Annotated in this window: 14 protein-coding genes; 5 read left to right on the forward strand and 9 right to left on the reverse strand. The window is 59.9% G+C overall.

Annotated features, from left to right (window positions below; all coding sequences use genetic code 11):
* The first annotated feature begins 358 nt into the window (after positions 1 to 358).
* The gene (locus NL528_RS39800; RefSeq protein WP_309179789.1) at positions 359 to 1,447 is read left to right on the forward strand and encodes an AraC family transcriptional regulator; all 1,089 of its coding nucleotides are present in this window, start codon (positions 359 to 361) and stop codon (positions 1,445 to 1,447) included.
* Positions 1,448 to 1,905: 458 nt separating this feature from the next.
* Here NL528_RS39800 and NL528_RS39805 read toward each other — a convergent pair whose 3' ends face one another.
* From NL528_RS39805 to NL528_RS39820, 4 genes are all read right to left on the reverse strand, one after another.
* Complete coding sequence (locus NL528_RS39805; RefSeq protein WP_309179790.1) at positions 1,906 to 3,696, reverse strand: vanadium-dependent haloperoxidase; 1,791 nt, start codon at positions 3,694 to 3,696, stop codon at positions 1,906 to 1,908.
* Positions 3,697 to 3,969: 273 nt separating this feature from the next.
* Positions 3,970 to 4,395: an SgcJ/EcaC family oxidoreductase gene (locus NL528_RS39810; protein WP_309179791.1), complete on the reverse strand. Its 426-nt coding sequence runs from the start codon at positions 4,393 to 4,395 to the stop codon at positions 3,970 to 3,972.
* Positions 4,396 to 4,733: 338 nt separating this feature from the next.
* Positions 4,734 to 5,060: an antibiotic biosynthesis monooxygenase gene (locus tag NL528_RS39815; RefSeq protein WP_309179792.1), complete on the reverse strand. Its 327-nt coding sequence runs from the start codon at positions 5,058 to 5,060 to the stop codon at positions 4,734 to 4,736.
* 463 nt (positions 5,061 to 5,523) lie between these two features.
* Positions 5,524 to 6,054, reverse strand: coding sequence for a CAP domain-containing protein (locus NL528_RS39820; protein WP_309179793.1), 531 nt, complete (start codon positions 6,052 to 6,054; stop codon positions 5,524 to 5,526).
* Positions 6,055 to 6,660: 606 nt separating this feature from the next.
* Here NL528_RS39820 and NL528_RS39825 point away from each other — a divergent pair.
* The 4 genes from NL528_RS39825 (at position 6,661) to NL528_RS39840 (ending at position 10,038) form a co-directional block, all read left to right on the forward strand.
* Positions 6,661 to 7,059 (forward strand): hypothetical protein, encoded by a 399-nt coding sequence (locus NL528_RS39825; RefSeq protein WP_074273248.1) that lies wholly within the window; start codon positions 6,661 to 6,663, stop codon positions 7,057 to 7,059.
* Positions 7,060 to 7,468: 409 nt separating this feature from the next.
* Complete coding sequence (locus NL528_RS39830; protein ID WP_309179794.1) at positions 7,469 to 7,702, forward strand: hypothetical protein; 234 nt, start codon at positions 7,469 to 7,471, stop codon at positions 7,700 to 7,702.
* 13 nt (positions 7,703 to 7,715) lie between these two features.
* The gene (hflX, locus tag NL528_RS39835) at positions 7,716 to 8,591 is read left to right on the forward strand and encodes a GTPase HflX (protein WP_309179795.1); all 876 of its coding nucleotides are present in this window, start codon (positions 7,716 to 7,718) and stop codon (positions 8,589 to 8,591) included.
* Positions 8,592 to 8,817: 226 nt separating this feature from the next.
* Positions 8,818 to 10,038, forward strand: a complete 1,221-nt coding sequence (locus NL528_RS39840) for an IS701 family transposase (protein ID WP_309176641.1) — start codon at positions 8,818 to 8,820, stop codon at positions 10,036 to 10,038.
* Between the two features lie 149 nt (positions 10,039 to 10,187).
* On the opposite strand, the gene NL528_RS39845 is transcribed toward NL528_RS39840, so the two are convergent.
* The 5 genes from NL528_RS39845 to NL528_RS39865 all read right to left on the reverse strand — a co-directional run bounded on the left by NL528_RS39845 (position 10,188) and on the right by NL528_RS39865 (position 17,644).
* Complete coding sequence (locus NL528_RS39845) at positions 10,188 to 11,009, reverse strand: class I SAM-dependent methyltransferase (protein WP_309179796.1); 822 nt, start codon at positions 11,007 to 11,009, stop codon at positions 10,188 to 10,190.
* Positions 11,010 to 11,377: 368 nt separating this feature from the next.
* A complete protein-coding gene (locus tag NL528_RS39850) occupies positions 11,378 to 12,097 on the reverse strand; it encodes a Fe-Mn family superoxide dismutase (RefSeq protein ID WP_309179797.1) in 720 nt (239 codons plus the stop codon).
* Positions 12,098 to 12,408: 311 nt separating this feature from the next.
* Positions 12,409 to 12,924 (reverse strand): hypothetical protein, encoded by a 516-nt coding sequence (locus tag NL528_RS39855; protein WP_309179798.1) that lies wholly within the window; start codon positions 12,922 to 12,924, stop codon positions 12,409 to 12,411.
* Between the two features lie 291 nt (positions 12,925 to 13,215).
* Positions 13,216 to 14,457 carry an efflux RND transporter periplasmic adaptor subunit gene (locus tag NL528_RS39860; RefSeq protein WP_309179799.1) on the reverse strand — a complete coding sequence of 414 codons (1,242 nt, stop codon included), beginning with the start codon at positions 14,455 to 14,457 and terminating at the stop codon, positions 13,216 to 13,218.
* A gap of 37 nt (positions 14,458 to 14,494) precedes the next feature.
* The gene (locus NL528_RS39865) at positions 14,495 to 17,644 is read right to left on the reverse strand and encodes an efflux RND transporter permease subunit (protein ID WP_309179800.1); all 3,150 of its coding nucleotides are present in this window, start codon (positions 17,642 to 17,644) and stop codon (positions 14,495 to 14,497) included.
* Positions 17,645 to 18,706 lie beyond the last annotated feature (1,062 nt).

Consider the following 18,706-nt stretch of genomic DNA (forward strand, 5'->3'; position numbering starts at 1 on the left):
CTCCGGCCGTTTTCGGCGTCCGCCATTCTAGGCGAGCGGATCGCTTGGTCTGCCGTCGAGTATCCCGACGATCGCACCGCACGGCACCGGCCCGAGCCTCGCGCGCAGCCTGGTGCTTGTGAAGGTCTGAAACGGACGACGAGCGGCCCGAGACGGACAAGTTGCCCGTCATCGGGAGCTGGGTCTTGAATAAGAATGCTCCTTTTTACGACCCAGGGGAAGCCGGAGCCTCAGCCGGTCAACCCGACGGCGATCGGAAAAAGCTGCTATCCTGTCCCGACAACAAGTGACAGAAGCCCTGTCCCGACGACAAGTGACGGGAGCTTCGAACCGTGTGGGTGTCCCAAGGCAGGTTCAGTTGTTCAACTCCAAGCAGCCCGGCAGGTCCTCCGCTTTGCGCTCCATTTCGAACAACGCAAAGGACAGGCCGATCGTTGGATTGGGTGAGCGTGTTTACGAATCGACCAAACTCGCCGCGCTATTCGACGTACTCGTCGACCAGGGTTGCCCAGCCGGTGAAATACTGAGAAACGTCAACCTGACCCCGGACGCGGTGCACTCTCCGAAGTCAAGGATTTCGCTCGCGGAATTGATGACGGCCTGCAAGAATGCAATTCGGCTCTCAAGCGACCCGCACTTGCCATACCGCATCGGTACAACAATCCACATCTCCGCCTATGGCATGTACGGGTTCGCCATTCTCTGCTGCCCCGACTTTCGCAAGGCGATGGCTTTTGCCGAACTTTATCACGCGCTCGCGGCGCCGCTGGCAACGATCGAGTTCACCGAGAAGGAAGGAGTCGCGGGCTGGGTCATTGAGCCCAATGCACGCGCTGCAACCGATCCGCAAGTCTACCGCTTCATCACCGAGATGCAGATCGGCATTCATATATCGCTGATGCGGGATATCATGGGCCCTTCGTTCACTCCGGATCAGATCAGCGTGGCCTATCCGGAGGCCCATGACTTTGGCCTGCCCGCGGACCAGATCGGATGTCGTCCAGGCTTCGCGAGCAGCACCAACCAGATCATTTTTCGGTCGGCATGGCTGGACCAGGCTGCAAATCTCGGCAACAAGACGACGTACCCGGCGATCGTGGCCCTCTGCGACGACCTGCTCAACGATCTAAAATCGCGAATTGGAGTAGCCGGAGAGATTCGCGCACTCCTGCTCAGAGATATCACCAACCCTCCGACCCTCGCCGCCGTAGCGAGGCTCCTTGAAGTGAGCGATCGCTCGTTGCGACGCCAGCTACGGGAACAAGGGATTTCCTTCCGCGGCTTGCTGGATGAACTGCGAATGCAAATCGCGCTGAAATACCTGCGCACAACAAGGCTGGCGAACGAGGATATCGCGCTGGCGCTCGGATTCAGTGATGCCGCAAATTTCCGCCGCGCATTTCGCCGCTGGACGAACAAGTCACCTAGCGAGATCAGAGGCGAGTAACCACCCATTCTGCGAATTGGCGACAGTCGCCAACGGCCGCTCTGCGCCATGAGCGGTCCTTCATTGACAATCATCATCTACGTTCGAAATATTTTCGGACTTGCGACCAAAGAAGCGAGCCATCCCTCGATGATGGAAACGAGTCGAGCGACGACTTCCGCTGTATCCCCGACAGCGGACATCGTCGGCCATCGCGCCCATGTCCGAAAAGTGCCATAACCGGAAGTGCCCGCCATTCGATCATGTTGTAGGCACGTCGCACTCTCTATGGGATCACTCGCGGAACGAGCTCGTGAGGGTCTTCAACGCTCTTTTGCAGGTTGGCGGGTCAGATCAACCCACGCGCATCGCCGGCGCCGCGCTCAGCTTCCACCAATAGGCGTTCGGACATAAACGCTTCCGCTTCTCTGCACACGACCGGGCCGGCGCCTCACGGCAGGGGCGTCGCCCGGCTGCTGTCAGATTGTCACGCGGCTGCCGTCGAAGCGCGTGAAGGAGAAGCCGTCGAAGGGTTCGCGGAGGGTAGTGCGCTCGTCCCGCAGCATGCCGATAGCCACTTCCTCGCCGAGCGCCATTGAGGCGGAAGCGTCGGAACGCCAGTGGATGCCCGCCCAATTCCGTCCGAAACCAAAATTCACTGCGAGCTTGTTCAACTCTCCACCAACCGTGAGCGGCGGGCCGCTATAGGGCACGAGCCTTGTCGGGTCAGCCGGATCGGGCTGTACCGGGTTGGCGATGACGCGGCTCTCGTCGAAAAACGCCTTCAACATGGTAGCCGTGATAGCACCAACGCTCGTGGCACCGCCGGGATAGGTGGAGTGAAGGGGCGCGGCCTCCGGATAGGTTTGTGACAAAAGATAGGTGCCGTATTTGGCTTTACTGCGATCGAGGGCTTCCGATTTCAGGAAGTTATCATGCAACGGGTAGTCGCTCACGTCATTGGCGAGGCGATGGTGCGCCAGACCGCCGTAGGCTTCCGGTCGCACAGCCCGGTGCACGAAATACTTCTGCCAGTAGGACGCACGGACGGAGTTACTGATCGCCGTGGCGAGCAGTGCCTGCACATAAGGCAACCCGAACGTGGCGCCCGCAGGGCTTTGGGTTTTCGATTTCCGATACGGGTTCGATGGGTAGGACACGGCCTCTGTCGGTGGATAGATTCCGGAGTAGCGCTGGTCCGTCCCCCCGCCGGGGGTCGCAAGGATCAGTGCTGCCGCCCACCCCAGTGCAGGACCAGTGTGGATATACTCCGCGAGATCTCTTCCTGTCGTTATGTATCGCGGTGTCGCGTCGAACTGCAACTGGCGTTTCGGTGCGGCGCCGTTCTGGATCGCCAGCCACTCCTCGTATTCGGTCAGGAATTCGTTGGCGGGCAACGCGGTGCGAATTTGAGCACTGATCCACTGTGCGGCATAGGGCGCGTCCCGGAGCAGGAATTGCGAGATCAGCGGGCCGTCCAAAACGCCTGGAGGCGTGACGGAGCGGCCCCTTGGGTCAGCCGGGTCGAAATAAAGCGCATTGGCGCGGAACAGCGTACCGGGTGTGACCCGCCCACCAGACTTCGGTCCCCGGAAATCAGCAAGCTTGTTAAGTTCCTCGGTTGCTGAAAGCACGTCGCGATTGGAGGTGTCGTCGCGCAACTCGGTAAGCGGAACATCACGAAGCAGGGATTGCCAATATACCTCGACCGCCTCGCCGGCGCGCTCCGCACTTGCAAGGGCCGGTGCTGGCGGTATCGCAATCTGAGTAGGGTTTATGCCGCTGAGACTGACGGCCTGTGTGCCTACGGGATTCACCAGTTTGCGAGTGCCGCCGAGCGGGATTTTCTCAAAATCAGCGGGATCGCCCGACTGGCAAGCGGTGTAGAGGGCCTGCCACGCCGCTTGTTCAACTTCGCCGCGTTTGTCGTGCGGCAGGCCCCGTGAATCGGAACCGATCTTGTTCGTGTAGCGCGCCTCATCGCCATTCGTCGGGTGGGGCGCAATGGGAATTTTCTCGTTGTTGCTCGCGCAGACCCCTCGGACTTCGAAGGCGCGGCGCTTGAACGCCGCGTCGAGCGGTCTCGGGTCCGCGCTCACAGGCTGCGCCGCTGCCGGGGCAATTCCGGGCATGCTCGGCGGAGACGCAAGGACGGCGGCGCCAACCGCGATGCCGGCCCCGCCGAGCAGCGAGCGGCGAGTGACGGCGGTGGTCGGCAGGGCCGGCGGCGCCAGGTCGGATTCAGTTGAAATTGTGAGGTGGTTAGCCATGGAGATTCCCTCCCTCGCAGGCACGTGAATGCACGCGCGCTCCGCATAGCTGATTTTCGATGCCTCAGACCTCCATGATTGATTTGCTGGAGCAAAGACCTCCATGATCAAGTTTCCAATGCGTCTAATAGACGCGTGACGATGTATCTTACTGTTCAGATGGCGGCACTGTCAGAGGAGACTGCAAGCGTGGCATCCGCGGCAACATCGAAGATGTCAAAACACGACCCAACGCACAGCCGCCTTTTGCGCGAAGCAGACCTATGAGCGATCCTACTTGCCCTCGTTCCATATGTCGGTGGTGAGCTTCCAGTCATTTCCGGCTTTTTCCCAAACCACGACATACTTCCCAGTCAGTTCCTGAGGGGTCGGTCCCTTGGTCTTCAGAACGAACGTGCCGATCTCGCGTGCCGCGGAAGGGCCAAGCGGCTTAACGTCAACGGTTGTGAGCTTCGGATCAACAACTTGTTCCGCCATACTTTTCCACATTGCCTCGATGGCTGCCCGACCGTGCACCATCGCAGAGCCGGGCGGCAATGCCGTCGCATCAGTGCTGTAGAGTAACGCAATCCCAGAGAAATCGCCCTTGTTGAACAATTCAATCCATTGCGTGTTGATCGCTTCAATCTGGGCCTTCTGAGCCGAAGTCGGCACGGTCGACGAGATCACGAATGCAGTCACCAGGGCTATGTTGCGCATGATCATCTCCAACCAATCTACGAATGCAAGGGCTGTAGTTGTCTTCTCGAAGTGGATGCGTTGAGTGCCGTATCCCAGACCGGGTTTGGCGCAACAGCAACTCCGAGGAATTACCGTCAACAACATTGACGAACCGGAGCAACGCGGCGCCTTAGCCAACTCACTGAGTTTGGTAGGAGCGACAAGAGTGATTGCTCATTGCCGCATCTTGCTTGACGTCCGAGTCGGGTCAAACCCGGAAAAGCTCAATACGAGCGTATGTTTTCCGCTGTTCATCTGAGAACGGACATCGACGGGTTCTCGCGCGCTTGCGATGGACAGCAAAATGTCCGTGCGTATTACGCGACCTTGCCGCGTCCTACTGTCTGGCGAACCTCAAAACCCTCGAATTGGGGGTGATCCAGATACAGCGGCTTGTTATCCCCTGCCCGACTATGCGCAGCACGGAACGCCTCTGATTTGGTCCACGCTTCAAACACGGCACGGTTTTTCCAGACGGTGTGCGAAGCATAAAGCGTGTGATCCTCAGCCTCGGGACCTTTGAGAAGGTGAAACTCTACGAAGCCCGGGACTTTTTCGAGATGACTGTCGCGCGACATCCAGACCTGCTCGAAGGCTGCTTCAGACCCTTTGGCAACGCGGAAACGGTTCATTGCGATAAACATCATGATCTCCTACTCTCGATTGCTGCAATGGAAACATAGCACGAGCAAGCGCGAGATTGCGATCCGCCAGGAGTCCGCGCAGCGTTGACGTGAAAAGGTAGAACCCTCTCCCCGAGCGAAGCCTGGATTTGTCCACTTAGAAAATTGTAAACGGGGACAAAGTCGAGGGGCCAGTTTGTGCCCTGCTCAATCGTGGGCCAGAGCTCAAGGGCGCCTCGTGACCCGCATTTGGCAGCTCTTTTTGCCCTCAGCAGCGGATCCAAGGATCGCTCCCCGAACGGCCGCTTTGCACCAAGAGCGGTCGTTACTGATTTGAACCGCTGTAGTGCAGCGCTTCGACGAACAGAGCGAAGGCTGGTAGAGGTGATGGCCTGAAAAACGGCGAGCCACCGATTGAGAACGCGGACAACACGACCCTTTCGCGAATGAGCCAGGCCGGAAGGTGGACTCGAAAGGCTCCGCATCACAGGCAGATACTCAGAATCTTCAAGTGGCAGGTTTCCTTTGTGCGAACTTTGGGCTTTGCAACAGCTGCTTGCTTCGTACCGGTCGTCAACTTGGGACGTTCATAATCCCCTGCAATCTCCATCGCCCAATACGTACGCCCTGTCGCACTTTTCACGCTGGCTACACCCACTCGCGAGGCGCCGTGCAAGAGAAGGTTTCTTCGGTGCCCCGCTGAATCAATCCACTGGCTAAGCGTCTTTGGGAAGCTTTCGTAGCCATAGGCGATGTTCTCTGCGGCTCGGCCCGCGCCGGCCGAATGGACCCGCGAGGTGAAGCCGCCGAGCACATCGTGGTCGAGCTTGTCCTTTGCCGCCATCGCCTCGGCTTGCTCGTGCGCAATACGCGTGAGCGTCGAATCCATGACGACCCGCCCCTCCCCATGCTGAACGCGATAGCTCGAGATCATGTCCGCGGGGGATTCTGCCTGGGCGAACGTAGGACAGCCGCAAACAGCAAGTGAGACGCAGAGGAAAAGTGACGGCTTCATTGTTTCCGATTATCCCCATGCCAAACGCGCTTAAGAAAATCTTCCATGCTGATCTGCTCGTTTCCATTTTTCCACGCGCGATCAGGAATCCAGGGCGCGGCTGCCTACGCGTACCAACTTGCCGTCCCGGGACTGAACACAGCGGACCAAGATGTAGAAGCCCCAGAAGACAACAAAGAAATTGCTCGCGGTTGCCGCCGGGACCTATTTCTACGAAATCTAACAGGCGCTGGTATTGCCTGTCCATGAAGCCATCGCGGTTTCGACTGCTCCGGCCAGGCAGCAGAACCCGCAAACGTGCGCCCCTCCAACCGGTAATGCATCCTAGCGGCCAGTCATGCGATCACTATATCGCGGCCTTTTCGTCCATCTCGATTCTTTATGGCGATTTTCGTATCTTGCAAACACTATCATCCATGTCTGCTTCTCAAAAGTGAGCAGGCCTCGCGACAGCGATCACTCAACGTCCGACAAACAGGCTCGGCTCGCGCGACTCCTGGCCGACGCCAGCCGCCTAAGCCCGCGCAGTTCCAGTAACTAGACCAGTATGGTGACGTCATGGCTCCCTCTCGTGCCACTCCCGCAGGCGACCGCATCGTTGAACCGATGATTGCGCTTGCAGGCTGCTCCAAGCAGCACCGAATCGTCGTAGCCGGGTCCAGGGCCGTCGAGCTGATGTTGGAGCTGCATCGCCGCGGCTATGCTCGCGCGGCCGCCACGGCAAACTGCGGCCATCCGGCCGGCCAATACGGCGTAGCGCTGGTTGACTGGCGGCGGCGCACGTTCAAAACCCTGGAGGTCGCGCTTGATTGGCTGGTGGAGTTCTTGAGCCCCACCGGTGTGCTGGTGGTCTGGGTTGATCCTCAAAAGGCCTCGGCTAACGAAACCCTTCGCCTTTCGCTGGAAGGGCGCGGATTTGTCGTTGAGGACGGAACGGTCCATGAATGCGGCTGCGCCGTTTTGGCGCGCCGACGCGAAATGAACCCGATCCGCAAAGCCGCATAACCTGCCGTCATCCTCCTGCGGCTAGACGGACGGCCCGGCCGCCTGTGCCATCGCGAAAACGTGTTAGGCATGGGCCGGACCCAAGAAGAGGCGGCCTCGTCGTACTCGACATCGTGGGTTCCATGAGGCTGCTGTCGCGGCGGCTGTCATGCACAGGAGAATGCCAAATGGCGATCATGGAAACTAAACCGCCCATTCCGCGTGCGATTCTCGTCGGCGTCCAGATCCCGGGTGTCGATGACGTCGCGCATGCCGCGAGCATCGAAGAGTTGGGCCGCCTGGTGATGACGCTCGGTTACGAGGTCGCCGGAACATTATCGCAGAAGCGAGACGCGATCGACGGCGGATCGGCAAGGGGCGGCTTGAGGAACTCGCGGCGATTACCGGCGGGACGGGCGTCGTCGGCTCGATGGCATTACCCCGGAAGTCAAAGGCGCGCGAGCGCTTCGAAGTCGCCGACGGGAAGAAGTCGAACGCGGCGCAGATCGAGCCTGATCTGAAGGCGCCGCCGAATCCGGAGTTCGTGATCGTCGATCATGACATCTCGCCGAGCCAGGCACGCAACCTCGAGCGTGCGACCGGCGCCCAAGTACTTGATCGAACCGGAGTGATCGTGGACGATTTTCCATCGTCATGCGCATAGCCGCGAGGCGAAGTTGCAGGTTGAGATGGCGCGGTTGAAGTACATCGCGCCACGCCTGCGGGAATCGTCGGCAGGCGGCGAGCGGCAGCAGGGCTACGGCGCGGGCGAGTCCGATCTCGAACTGGATCGACGCAAGATCCGCGATCGCCTCGCGGAACTGAAGGAGCAGTTGGGGGATATCCAGCGAGACAATGACGAGCGCCGTTCGGCTCGTCGCGATCAGCTCCGGGTCGCACTGGTCGGGTACACGAACGCAGGCAAGTCATCGCTTATGCGAGCGCTGACGGGTAGCGAGGTACTGGTCGCGGACAAGCTCTTCGCGACGCTTGACACGACGGTGCGCGCTCTGCAACCCGCGGCAAAGCCGCGCGTTCTCATTTCCGACACGGTCGGGTTCATCAAGAAACTGCCGCACGATCTCGTTGCGTCATTCCGATCCACGCTCGCCGAAGCGCTGGAAGCGTCGCTCCTGCTGTTCGTCGTCGACGCGTCCGATCCCACGCACGAATCGCAGCTGGAGGTGAGCCGGAACGTGCTGCGCGAGATCGGCGCGGACGTCGTCCCGTCGCGCCTGCTCCTCAACAAGATCGATCACGTGAGCCAGGCGGATCGTGCCGCCCTCCGCGCGAAGCACCCCGACGCAATCCTCCTCTCCGCGAAGTCATCCGAGGACGTGGCCGCGCTTCGCGAGACGATTGTCGCGTTTTTTGAAGCTGCGATGGTGGAGGACCAATTAGTGTTGCCGTACGCGAAACAAGGGTTGCTCAGCGATGTGTATGAGAACACGCGCGTGCTCTCCGAGGAGTACGACATCACGGGCCGGATCATGAAGGTGCGCGGTTTGCCCGGCGCGATCGCCCGCCTGCAAAGAACCCTCGCCGCGTCGTGAGTTCGAGGCCGATCGGTTGGCTACAAATACGGGTTTTGGACAAAAGTCGCCGGTGCTAAGTCGACACAACGACACGGGCGGCAGGCGCAGCGGCTCGCCGGCTGCGCGCCACGAGCAGGAGATGGGTGGCGCGATCCATGAACTCCTGGCGTGAGGCATGCGCCTCCTCAAGCCGCTCTAGCATTACAGTTGCTTTTTTTGCGGGCTTCTGAATCCATGGGCAACCATGATTCGAATGTCGTGGGCGCGGGCCGCGTCGGTTGAGGAGACGCTTGCGTTGTGGGCGGCGTCGCTTCGAGAGATCAAGCAACGGATACGTCCGTTGTTCACGCAAGAGCGTGTTGCGACGAATGCAGGTCTATTCCTGGAAGGTCTGCTCGGAGATGAGCAGCGCAAGACCGGTTGGATGCGCGCGGAGGCGGCTGGCGATCCCGGCCCATGGCGGCAGCAGGCGATTCTGGGTCGTGGAGACTGGGACGCCGATGCCCTGCGCGATATCGTGCGCGACTACGTCATCGAGCATTTGGCGGATGACGATGCGGTGCTGGTGATCGACGAGACCGGTTTTCTCAAACAGGGCAAAGCGTCATGCGGAGTGGCGCGGCAATACACTGGTTCGGCAGGGAAGATCACGAACTGCCAGATCGGCGTCTTCGCTGCCTACGTTTCGCGTCATGGCCATGCGTTCATCGATCGCGCGTTGTATCTCCCGAAGGAATGGACCGACGATCCGGATCGTCTGGAAGCCGCATATGTGCCTGCCGATGTCGGCTTTGCGACCAAACCAAGGCTTGCGACGAGAATGATCGCACGCGCGATAGCCGCGTCTGTACCATTCAGGTGGGTTGCCGGCGATACCGTCTACGGTGTTGGCAACATCGAACAGCAGCTACGTCGGGCAGGCAAAGGCTACGTGCTTGGGGTCAGCAGCGCTCATGTGTTTCGATCCTGGGGCAAGCGACCGCCGGTCGCCGGTACGGCTGCAGACCTCGCCCGGACGCGGCACTCATCCGACTGGAAGCGCCTGTCGGCGGGAGCCGGAACCAAAGGACCGCGGCTGCACGATTGGTGTTATCTCGAATTGGCCGATCTCGAGGCCGAGCAGTTCAACAGTGCAAATGACGGTTTGTGGACACGCGGTCTACTGATCCGTCGTCGCATCGCCGATGATGACCTCGCCTTCTTCACCACCTGGTGCCCAGCGGGAACAGCCCTTGAAACGCTGGTCGCGGTCGAAGGCCATCGATGGGCGATCGAGGACGGCTTTGAAACCGCGAAAAACGAGTTCGGGCTCGATCACAACGAGAGCAGATCCTGGCATGGCTGGCACCGTCATGTGTCCTTGGTGATGCTCGCCTTCGCCATGATGGCCGCGATCCGACATCGCGCCAATCCGCCACCGCCCAAAAAAACGAAACGGCGCCCCCCGGCAAAAGCCAAAGCATAACCACCCCACCACTGATCCGTTGGTCAATCCAGGAAATCCGCCGCATTGCCATCAGACTTGCGCGAAAGCGGATTCAACCCGCACACATCATCGCATGGTCTTTTTGGCGCAGAGCTCACCAGGCTGCCGCTCAACGCGCCCACTTCAAATCAAAAAAGCAACTGTAATGCTAGTTCATCGGCAAGCTGACCATCGCCTGGCGGCGAGACGGGATTCCACCGGGAATCTGGCATGAAACGACTGTGAAAGAGGTCGAGGCCGCGCAGATCTTCGATGTCGAAACAGCCGGCAAAATGGTCTTGCAATTCGGCCGCAGTAAACAGGTGAAAGCCGAATGCCATATGTCGGCCATCGCTGAGGTCGATTTCACACCGGTCCCTGACGTGATCCTGTTTCAATCGGCGGACTTTCTCGATCGAGTCTACAAAGGCCGTTGGAATGCTGCCGATCGGGCGGACCGTTGTTATGCAATATCCCGACGTGACGCGTGCCATCTCTTTTGAGATTTCCGGCAAGCGTGTAACAGGCAGATGGCTGAGCGCGCTGTACAGGCAAAGAGTCAGATCGACCGAGGCATCGGATTCCGGCAACCGGTCCGCAAGGTCTGCGACGTCGAATGTGAGATTCACTCCGGGAAGGCTGGAAGGATTTCGGGCCGCCAACCGCGCCTGTTGTATTTGCGTTTGTGCGATGTCGAATCCACGCGCAGTAATGCCGCTGAATCCGAGCGCATGTGCGCGTACGACCAGTCGACGCAGCCATGTACCGGGTCCGCAACCCGCATCGAGGAGCCTGACCGAGCTTGCACCGGAAGCCCGCAGGTCGGTTAGTTTCTTCTCCAATACGGCCCAGACGCAGCGATCCGCGTAAGCGTGCATTCCGTCAAAGGCAAATGGCTGCGAAGGGTCGCCATCGGCATAGGAGACATAATCGTCACCAGCTTGGTTGTAGATTTCCGCAACATCATTCACTGCCTCATTATCAACTGCCAGGACAGAATGCCCAACTGGATGTGAGACGGGCAAATTTGACGCCCATTTCCGCGTAGGGATTGAATCGTGGTCAAACATGTGAGGCCTGCCAGACACGAGGTATCTTAAGTTTCCATTCTTGCGGCTCATAGGGCTTAAGAGCCGGCCGACGCGCAGAAGATGTGCGGAAGGCTGTATGAAATCGAGACTGATTGCCGTTGCCATTCATAAGCGCGTCATATGCGGCAATGACGGTTCGCGCCGCCGGACCACGGTCTCGAACAGCTTTCACAACAGATCGCAGTCTCGGAAGCGGCCATGCCTATTCTTGGAGGCACGCATGATCTGGCAGAGCTACCGCCTGCGCTCTAAGTTTGCCGGCTATATTGCTCGTACAGTTTGGCGGCGTTGTCCCAGCGAATAGCTTCCATGTAGACGTCGACGTAGCGCGCGGCCGCCGCACCGTAGTCCATGTGATAGGCGTGCTCGTACATATCGAGCACCAGGACCGGACGACCGCCTGCAAGCGTCGTGGTGTGGTCGGCGGCCCATTGGTTGACAAGCCGCTTGTCGCGAGGTGAGTACGCGAGGATCACCCAACCCGAACCACCGCCTTCGGCCTTGCCCATCGCTGCGAACTCGGATCGCCAGCGCTCCATACTGCCGAAATCACGCGCGATGGCGTCAGCAAGAGGTCCACTGGCTCTTGCGCCACCACCAAGCCCATCAAAATAGATTTCGTGGAGGATCATCGAATTTGAGGCGACTAGTTCCTCACGCTTCAAACCGTTGATGACGAAATTCGGAGCCCTGGCGAAATCAAGCTCTGCCAGTTGGGTGCCAATCGCATTGAGGCGCTTCACCGCGCCGACATAGTTGTTCTCATAGTGGCTAACGAGCACCTTTTCCGAGATGCCCGTGATGGCTTTCGGATCGAAGGGCATTGGTTTGGCTTGATAAGGCATCGCTTTAGCTGCGACCTGCGGGTTGCCCTGAGCAAGCGCCTGTGTTCCGGCAAGCACAGCCGTCGATGCTGCGGCAGCACTTACGGCCTTGAGAAAGTTTCGGCGTTCGGTGGTCATGGTCATCGGACTCTCCACGTGTTGATTGCCCCCGCATGGTAGAAGCCGCCCGCGCGGTTCATGGCACGACGGCACGGCTCTCCGCAGGCGCGGAGAACCGGATGCTGGCGGGAAAACGCACAGCGGTAGTGAAAAGTGGCAAAAGCGGTCGATCGCGAATTTCCATTTAAGCCAGATCCAGATCGCTTCGGGGCAAGACCTGCATTCACGAGAGATGACCTCAGCGCCCTCTCGCGCCAAGGCCATCTCGCGGCCAGATACTCAATCTGTCAGCTGACCGTTCCAGATCGCGATCAACATCGATCTACGACCGTCCATCAACCGCACACCTGATGGGGTTGGAGGTGCCAGCCATGCTTGGTGTGCACGCGTCGCCGGACCACGTAGCAACTGCCGTCGTCGGCGTATGAATCGCTGGAGGCATACGGATAATAGCCATACGGATAGTCGTAAGCGTAGTCGTCATAGTAGCCGTACGGGTAGAAGCCGAAGCCGAAACGTCGTCGCCCGAAGTCGCGATCATGAAATCCACGGCCGCGGAATTCACCGCCACGAAATCCACCTCCGTGGAAACCGCCGCCATCATGGAATCCGCTGGCCACGCCGCCGCCATGGAATCCGCCAGCTATGCCGCCGCCATGGAAACCGCCTCCTCCGAAGCCGCCGCCACCAAAGCCGCCACCATGGAAACCGCCGCCGCCAAAGCCACCGCCGCCCCCGTGGCCGCCTCCACCGCCGCCGCCGCCACCACCACCACGAGCCAACGCCATCGTTGGCGACACCAGGCCAACGGACGCAACTGCCAATAACGCGATCATTGTCTTACGCAACATAACCATTCTCCGTCACAGATTTATCGTTCCCAACCAGGACCGGGCTTAGCAGGTAGGAATCGTTTTGGAAAATCGCTACCAGCTTCGACGACTCCGTTACTCAACTCTCCGCGAGCCACCCTGATTAAATTTAAATTCAGAAAATTCAGAGAACGAGTTGTTCGGGCGGGCGCGCGGCGCGGCCGAAGCGCGCCCGCACTGTTGCAGATGTAGCTTGATTTGGAATCTCGTAGCCAACATCTGCTGAAATTGAACAACAGTGATTTCGCCTTCAGTCTCCATGCCGTGATGCTAGGAGTTCTCTCGGACCATCTGGGGCTGGACCGCCGTTGTCAGTGGTGGGACACCCTTGGTGCTTGCCACCACCGGCGTCTCCTCCGAAAGGCCGGCGGTCACCTCGATGCGACCGTTATCGATGAGACCCGTCTTGACGGTGAGGCGTGTGATCCGATTGTCGGCGATTGTGTACACGAAGTTGCCGTCGCCATCCGTACCTACAGCAGCGCCAGGCAGAGTAAGCGCATCGGGATGCCGGTTCATTTCCAGGGAGACCTCCGCATACGTGCCCGGATAGAGCTGTTCCTTGGGGTTGGGCAGGTCGATCTCGGTACGCATGTTGCGGGTCTCGGGATCAAGACGCTGGGAAAAGCGGGTTACCTTGCCGATGAACGGCTTACCGTCGAAGCCGGACGGCTTGACGATGGCCGGATCGCCGACGCGAAGGTGGGGTACGTCGTTCTCCGGAACGTCGCAAAACACCCGGATCGTGTCGATTCGCTGCACCGTGAAAAGTGAACCTGCCGACGGCGTCGTTCGCGTGGCCGTGGCGGCCTGGACCAGATCGCCCCGGTTCACCTGGCGCCGCGCCACCACGCCATCGAAAGGCGCCACGATCTGCGTATAGGTGAGCAGAGCCTTGATCTTCTCCACAGTCGCAGCAGCGACGTCGACCTGGTTGGCGGCGAGGTCGCGGTTCGCTTCCGCAACGCCGAGATCCGCCTTGGCGATCTCCGTATTGGCGTGCACCTGATCGAGCGTCCGGTCGCTGATGAAGCCCCGTCCCTCGCCCAACTGGTCCCGGTCCTTCGCCAGGGCGCTCTGAAGCGCAAAGTCCGCCTTGTTGTGGTCCAGTTGCCGGCGAGCGCTCTCCAGCGAACTTTTCTTGGATTCGAGTTGGGCCTTGGCTTCGGCAAGCTCCTGCTTCATTTCGGGAACATCGATCACCGCGAGCACTTGACCTGCCTTGACGTGATCGCCGATATCGACGCGAACATCGGACAGGTATCCGGCGACCTTGGCGAAGAGATCTGTTTCCTCAAAAGCATCGAGGGTGGCGTTGGTCTGGAGACGCTGGGCCACCGTGGCGCGGCGCGGACGAACAACTTCGACCCGCGGCAGGTTATCCGGCTTCCACGGACTCACAAGCGATGACGATGGCGATGCTGCCAAATGCCAATTGGCAACGATGCCAGCCGCGCCGACGCCGATGATGCCTGCCAAGACCTTGATGCCCGTTAGACTCATGAAATTCATGGTGTTGCGCCTCTAAATTCCGTTTTTGGCTGCTCGCTTATTCCGCCGCCCGATCATAGTATTCGGCGGGTCGGTCGCCACGATCCGACACCGAGGCGGGCCGCGGCTCTGGCTCGAAATATCGGCTATGGGGGTCGTCAGGATCGAGCGACGCGGAAATCGGGGCATGCCGCGACTGCAGCGTGGCCAGGATCGCCGGCAGGATGATGAGTGTGGCGCAAGTCGCGCCGAGGAGACCGCCGATCACCGCCCGCCCAAGCGGCGCGCTTTGCTCTCCGCCTTCGCCCAGGCCCAGCGCCATTGGCATCATCCCGGCCAGCATCGCGAAACTTGTCATCAGGATCGGACGCAGACGGCTCCGTGCGCCTTCTATTGCTGCCTCCCATGGTTCGAGGCCCGCGACCCGGCTACGTTCTGCGAAAGTCACGAGCAGGATGGCGTTTGCCACCGCCACGCCAATCGCCATGATCGCGCCCATGAAGGATTGAATGTTGAGCGTGGTCCGGGTGAGCCACAGCATAAGCACGACCCCGGCGATGACGGCGGGAACCGTCGACCCCACCGCCAGGGAAAGCCGGAACGATTGGAAATTGGCGGTCAGCAGCAGGAGGATGACACCCACCGCCATCAAGAGCCCCAGCCGCAGGCCTCCGAACATCTCTGCCATCGGCTGGACTTGCCCGCGCACGGTCACGTTCACCCGATCGGGCGGCTTTCCCGTATCTTTGATAGCCTGCTGCACGCGGGCTGCCGCGCGTCCGAGATCCTCGCCCGAGATGTTTGCGCTCAGCGTCAGCATGCGCTGCATGTTGTAGCGGTCATATTCGCCGAGCGCTGTGCTGTCGGTAACGCCGGCAACATTGCGGAGGTCGATCTGTCCGCCCGACCGGCGAGCGATGGGCAGGTTCTTCACCTCCTCCAGGGAATTCATCTGGTGCTCGGGGATCTCGACCTGCACCTGATAACCAATGCCGCTCTTGGGATCGGCCCAATAGTTCGCCGAGGTGTAGCGACTGGATGATGTGCCCGCGACGACCGATTTCGCCACATCGTCCGTCGTCACCCCGAGAACGCCCGCGCGTTCGCGGTCTACGGTGACCTTTACGGTCGGGTAATCGAGTTCCTGCTCAAATCCCAGGTCGCGCAGCGTCGGCACCTGTGCCAATTTCGCTCGCAACTTATCGGCATATTGGCGGCTATCGGCGAGGTTCGGCCCGCTCACGGCCACTTCGATCGGTGTCGGCGCGCCGAAGCTCATCACTCGGCTGACGATGTCGCTTGGCTCGAATGAGAAGCGCACACCCGGCAGTTCCTGGGGCAATTTCTGACGCAGCCGCTCCTTCAAATCCTCGATGCCGATCCCGGCGCCGCGCTTGAGCTGCACCTGCAGCACCGCCTCCTCAGAGCCGGAACTCCAGAGATAAATGGTATTGATGGGGTAATTGGGCGGCTGCGTTCCGACAAAACCGAGGCTGATTTCCACGTTATCCGGCCCGACCTCGCGCTTGATCGCGTCGAGTGTCTTCAGCGCGATCTGCTCGGTCCGCTCGATGCGCGTCCCGGCGGGAGCCCGGAGATGCAATTGGAGCTGGCCGGTATCCACGCTCGAAAAAATCTCGGTGCCGAGCGAACTGCCGACCAGGAAAATGATTGCGCCGCTGGTGATGAGATAGGAAAGCACGACGATGCGCCGTCGTTTCATGACGGCGCGCGCGAACCGATCGTACCTGGCACGCAGCCGATCGAAAAACGTTTCTCGCGGCTCGCGGTGCGTGCTTGAATTGCGCAGCATCCAGACGGACAGTACCGGCACAAAGGTACTGGAAAGCAGATACGATCCCACCATCGAGAAGCCGACTGCCAAGGCCAGCGGCACGAACAAATTGTGTGCGGCGCCAGTCATGAAGAAGGCGGGAATGAACACCGCCAGGATGCAGAGCATGGCCACGAACCGGGGCAGCGTCGTCTCGGCCGTGGCCTCGCTCGCGGCACGGGCAAGGCTGCGGCCATCAGCAAGACGCGTGTGGATATTCTCGATGGTGACTGTCGCCTCGTCGACCAGGATGCCGACAGCCAACGCCAACCCGCCCAGGGTCATGATGTTGATGGTCTGACCCGATACCCAGAGCGCTGTCACCGACCCGAGGATCGCGAGCGGAATGTTCAAGACCACGACGAGCGAACTGCGCCAATCCCGCAGAAACAGCAGCACCATAAGGCCCGTGAGCACCGCGCTGAGAGCGCCTTCGACGAACAGGCCCTGGATGGCGCGCGTCACGTAGGGGGACTGGTCGAACTGGTAACTGACCTCAACATCATCAGGCAGTACGGACTGGAAGCGTGGCAAGTTGGCTTTAACGGCTTGGACGACCGCGAGTGTCGAGGCGTCCGCCCGTTTGGTTACGGGGATGTAGACCGTGCGATGTCCATCTACCAGCGCGTAGCCGGTCTGGATGTCGGCGCCGTCTTCGACCGATCCGACGTCGCGTATGAAGATCGTCTGCGTTCCGTGCGAGCGGATGGGAATGTTGTTCAGGCCCTTGAAATCCCCGACAACGGAGTTGACCGGTACCATAGGCCATAGATCCCCGATTCGGATGTTGCCGGATGGGCTGACCGTGTTGCCGGCGGCCAACGCCCGCACCACCTCGTCCGGCGACATGTCGTAGGAACGCAGCTTACCGGGATCCAGGCGAACGAGGATGGTGCGCTGGCTTGAGCCAAAGGGCGGCGGCGCCGAGACACCCGGCAAGGTCGCAAACAATGGGCGGACCTTGAAGAGCGCTGCGTCCTGAAGCTCGGCGACCGTTTTGGTCTTGCTGGAGAACACGAGGTCACCGACCGGGACGCTGCCACCGTCGAATCGCACCACGAAAGGTGGCACAGTTCCAGTGGGCGTGAAGGCGCGGGCGCGGTCGACGTAAGCGACCGTCTCCGCCGTGGCCTGCGCCATGTCGGTGCCGGGATGGAATTGCAGCTTGATGAGCGCAATGCCCTGGATCGACTTGCTTTCGACATGCTCGATCCCGGTGATGTAGAGGAAGTGGTACTCGTAGTAGTTGGTGATGAACCCTTCCATCTGCGCCGGGTCGAGCCCGCCATACGGCTGGGCCACATACAGGACGGGTACCCCAAGATCCGGGAAAATGTCCCGAGACATCCGATCGACCGCCAGAAAACCCGCCAATGCAACGGCTATCACCATCGTCAAAAGCGAGATCGGGCGTCGCAATGCAAACGACACGAAGTTCATCGTGACGCCTCAGCCGGTTTCACCGGGTCGAGCGCGTGCCGACGGCACCATCGCAAACTGACGGAACATTTCAGAGAAATGCGGCTCATATGTCCGTCCCAACGCTCAGCCCCCGAGGTCCAACGACCTCGTCGGTGAGCAGAACTTGGACGGCGAACCGTCTTAGAAGGCCGGGGGTCTGCAGGCCCCGACGGTAGATGACGATCCAGCATGGCAATCAAATGCGGTCGTCTCAAGTAAATTAACTTTCAGTTTTGGCAAGCCTTATCCGCACGAATTTGTGATGCCGTCAAAGTATGGGCCTCCGTTCCGTAGAATGCTGTCTCGCGACGGAACGCTGGAAAGCTAGGGGCCCTGACGCCTTCGCAAAGCATCTTTTCTCGGCCACTCATTAATAAATCTCATGATCCAAGTCGTGTTTGACTTGGAAGGATAGGGCTTCGTTTTCCGACTATGATGAGTTTTCCTGTGGAAAGTGAGCTGATGCGCCGCTTGCCACCACTGAACGCGCGAAGCCGCGGCTCGGAGTGAGAGCTTCACGCGCGCGGCCGAGGAATTGATCGCCACCCCCCAAAAGGAGACCCAATTTGGACGCGGGCCGCTGGTGCCGGTGGGCCGATGCCGCTACTTCCCTCGAGATTTCGGTAAGCGATTTAGTGGAATGATCAAACAGAAGCTCCATCTGTTGTTTTGTAAACAACGACGAAGAAAAAATGAAACTCACGACAATAGCATTAGCCTCTGCGTTCGCGCTCTCCAGTACGTTCGCGCTTGCAAAAACGGTTCGTCATAAGCCGAGCGTCAGGACCTATGACTTGCACAGGGGTATACCGCTGGGCAGATCAGGTTTTTTGCATCCGAACTACGGCAATCCAGACGGTGCAACCAGCGTGTCCGCGGGCGGATTGATGTGGAACGGAAGGAGCGCGTCCGAGTGGGGCGGCGGCTAGGGGACCCGGGCAATTCAGCGCGTGAGCTAATCCTGCAAAACCGGCC

The sequence above is a fragment of the Bradyrhizobium sp. Ash2021 genome (assembly GCF_031202265.1).
Classification (GTDB): Bacteria; Pseudomonadota; Alphaproteobacteria; order Rhizobiales; family Xanthobacteraceae; genus Bradyrhizobium.

Bases quoted from the DNA above. Each gene is read 5' to 3' on its own strand.
- NL528_RS39810 (WP_309179791.1), bottom strand. From the start codon at position 4,395: ATGCGCAACATAGCCCTGGTGACTGCATTCGTGATCTCGTCGACCGTG.
- NL528_RS39840 (WP_309176641.1), top strand. From the start codon at position 8,818: ATGATTCGAATGTCGTGGGCGCGGGCCGCGTCGGTTGAGGAGACGCTT.
- NL528_RS39860 (WP_309179799.1), bottom strand. From the start codon at position 14,457: ATGAATTTCATGAGTCTAACGGGCATCAAGGTCTTGGCAGGCATCATC.
- NL528_RS39830 (WP_309179794.1), top strand. From the start codon at position 7,469: ATGGCATTACCCCGGAAGTCAAAGGCGCGCGAGCGCTTCGAAGTCGCC.
- NL528_RS39815 (WP_309179792.1), bottom strand. From the start codon at position 5,060: ATGTTTATCGCAATGAACCGTTTCCGCGTTGCCAAAGGGTCTGAAGCA.
- NL528_RS39805 (WP_309179790.1), bottom strand. From the start codon at position 3,696: ATGGCTAACCACCTCACAATTTCAACTGAATCCGACCTGGCGCCGCCG.
- NL528_RS39820 (WP_309179793.1), bottom strand. From the start codon at position 6,054: ATGAAGCCGTCACTTTTCCTCTGCGTCTCACTTGCTGTTTGCGGCTGT.
- NL528_RS39850 (WP_309179797.1), bottom strand. From the start codon at position 12,097: ATGACCATGACCACCGAACGCCGAAACTTTCTCAAGGCCGTAAGTGCT.
- NL528_RS39855 (WP_309179798.1), bottom strand. From the start codon at position 12,924: ATGTTGCGTAAGACAATGATCGCGTTATTGGCAGTTGCGTCCGTTGGC.
- NL528_RS39825 (WP_074273248.1), top strand. From the start codon at position 6,661: ATGATTGCGCTTGCAGGCTGCTCCAAGCAGCACCGAATCGTCGTAGCC.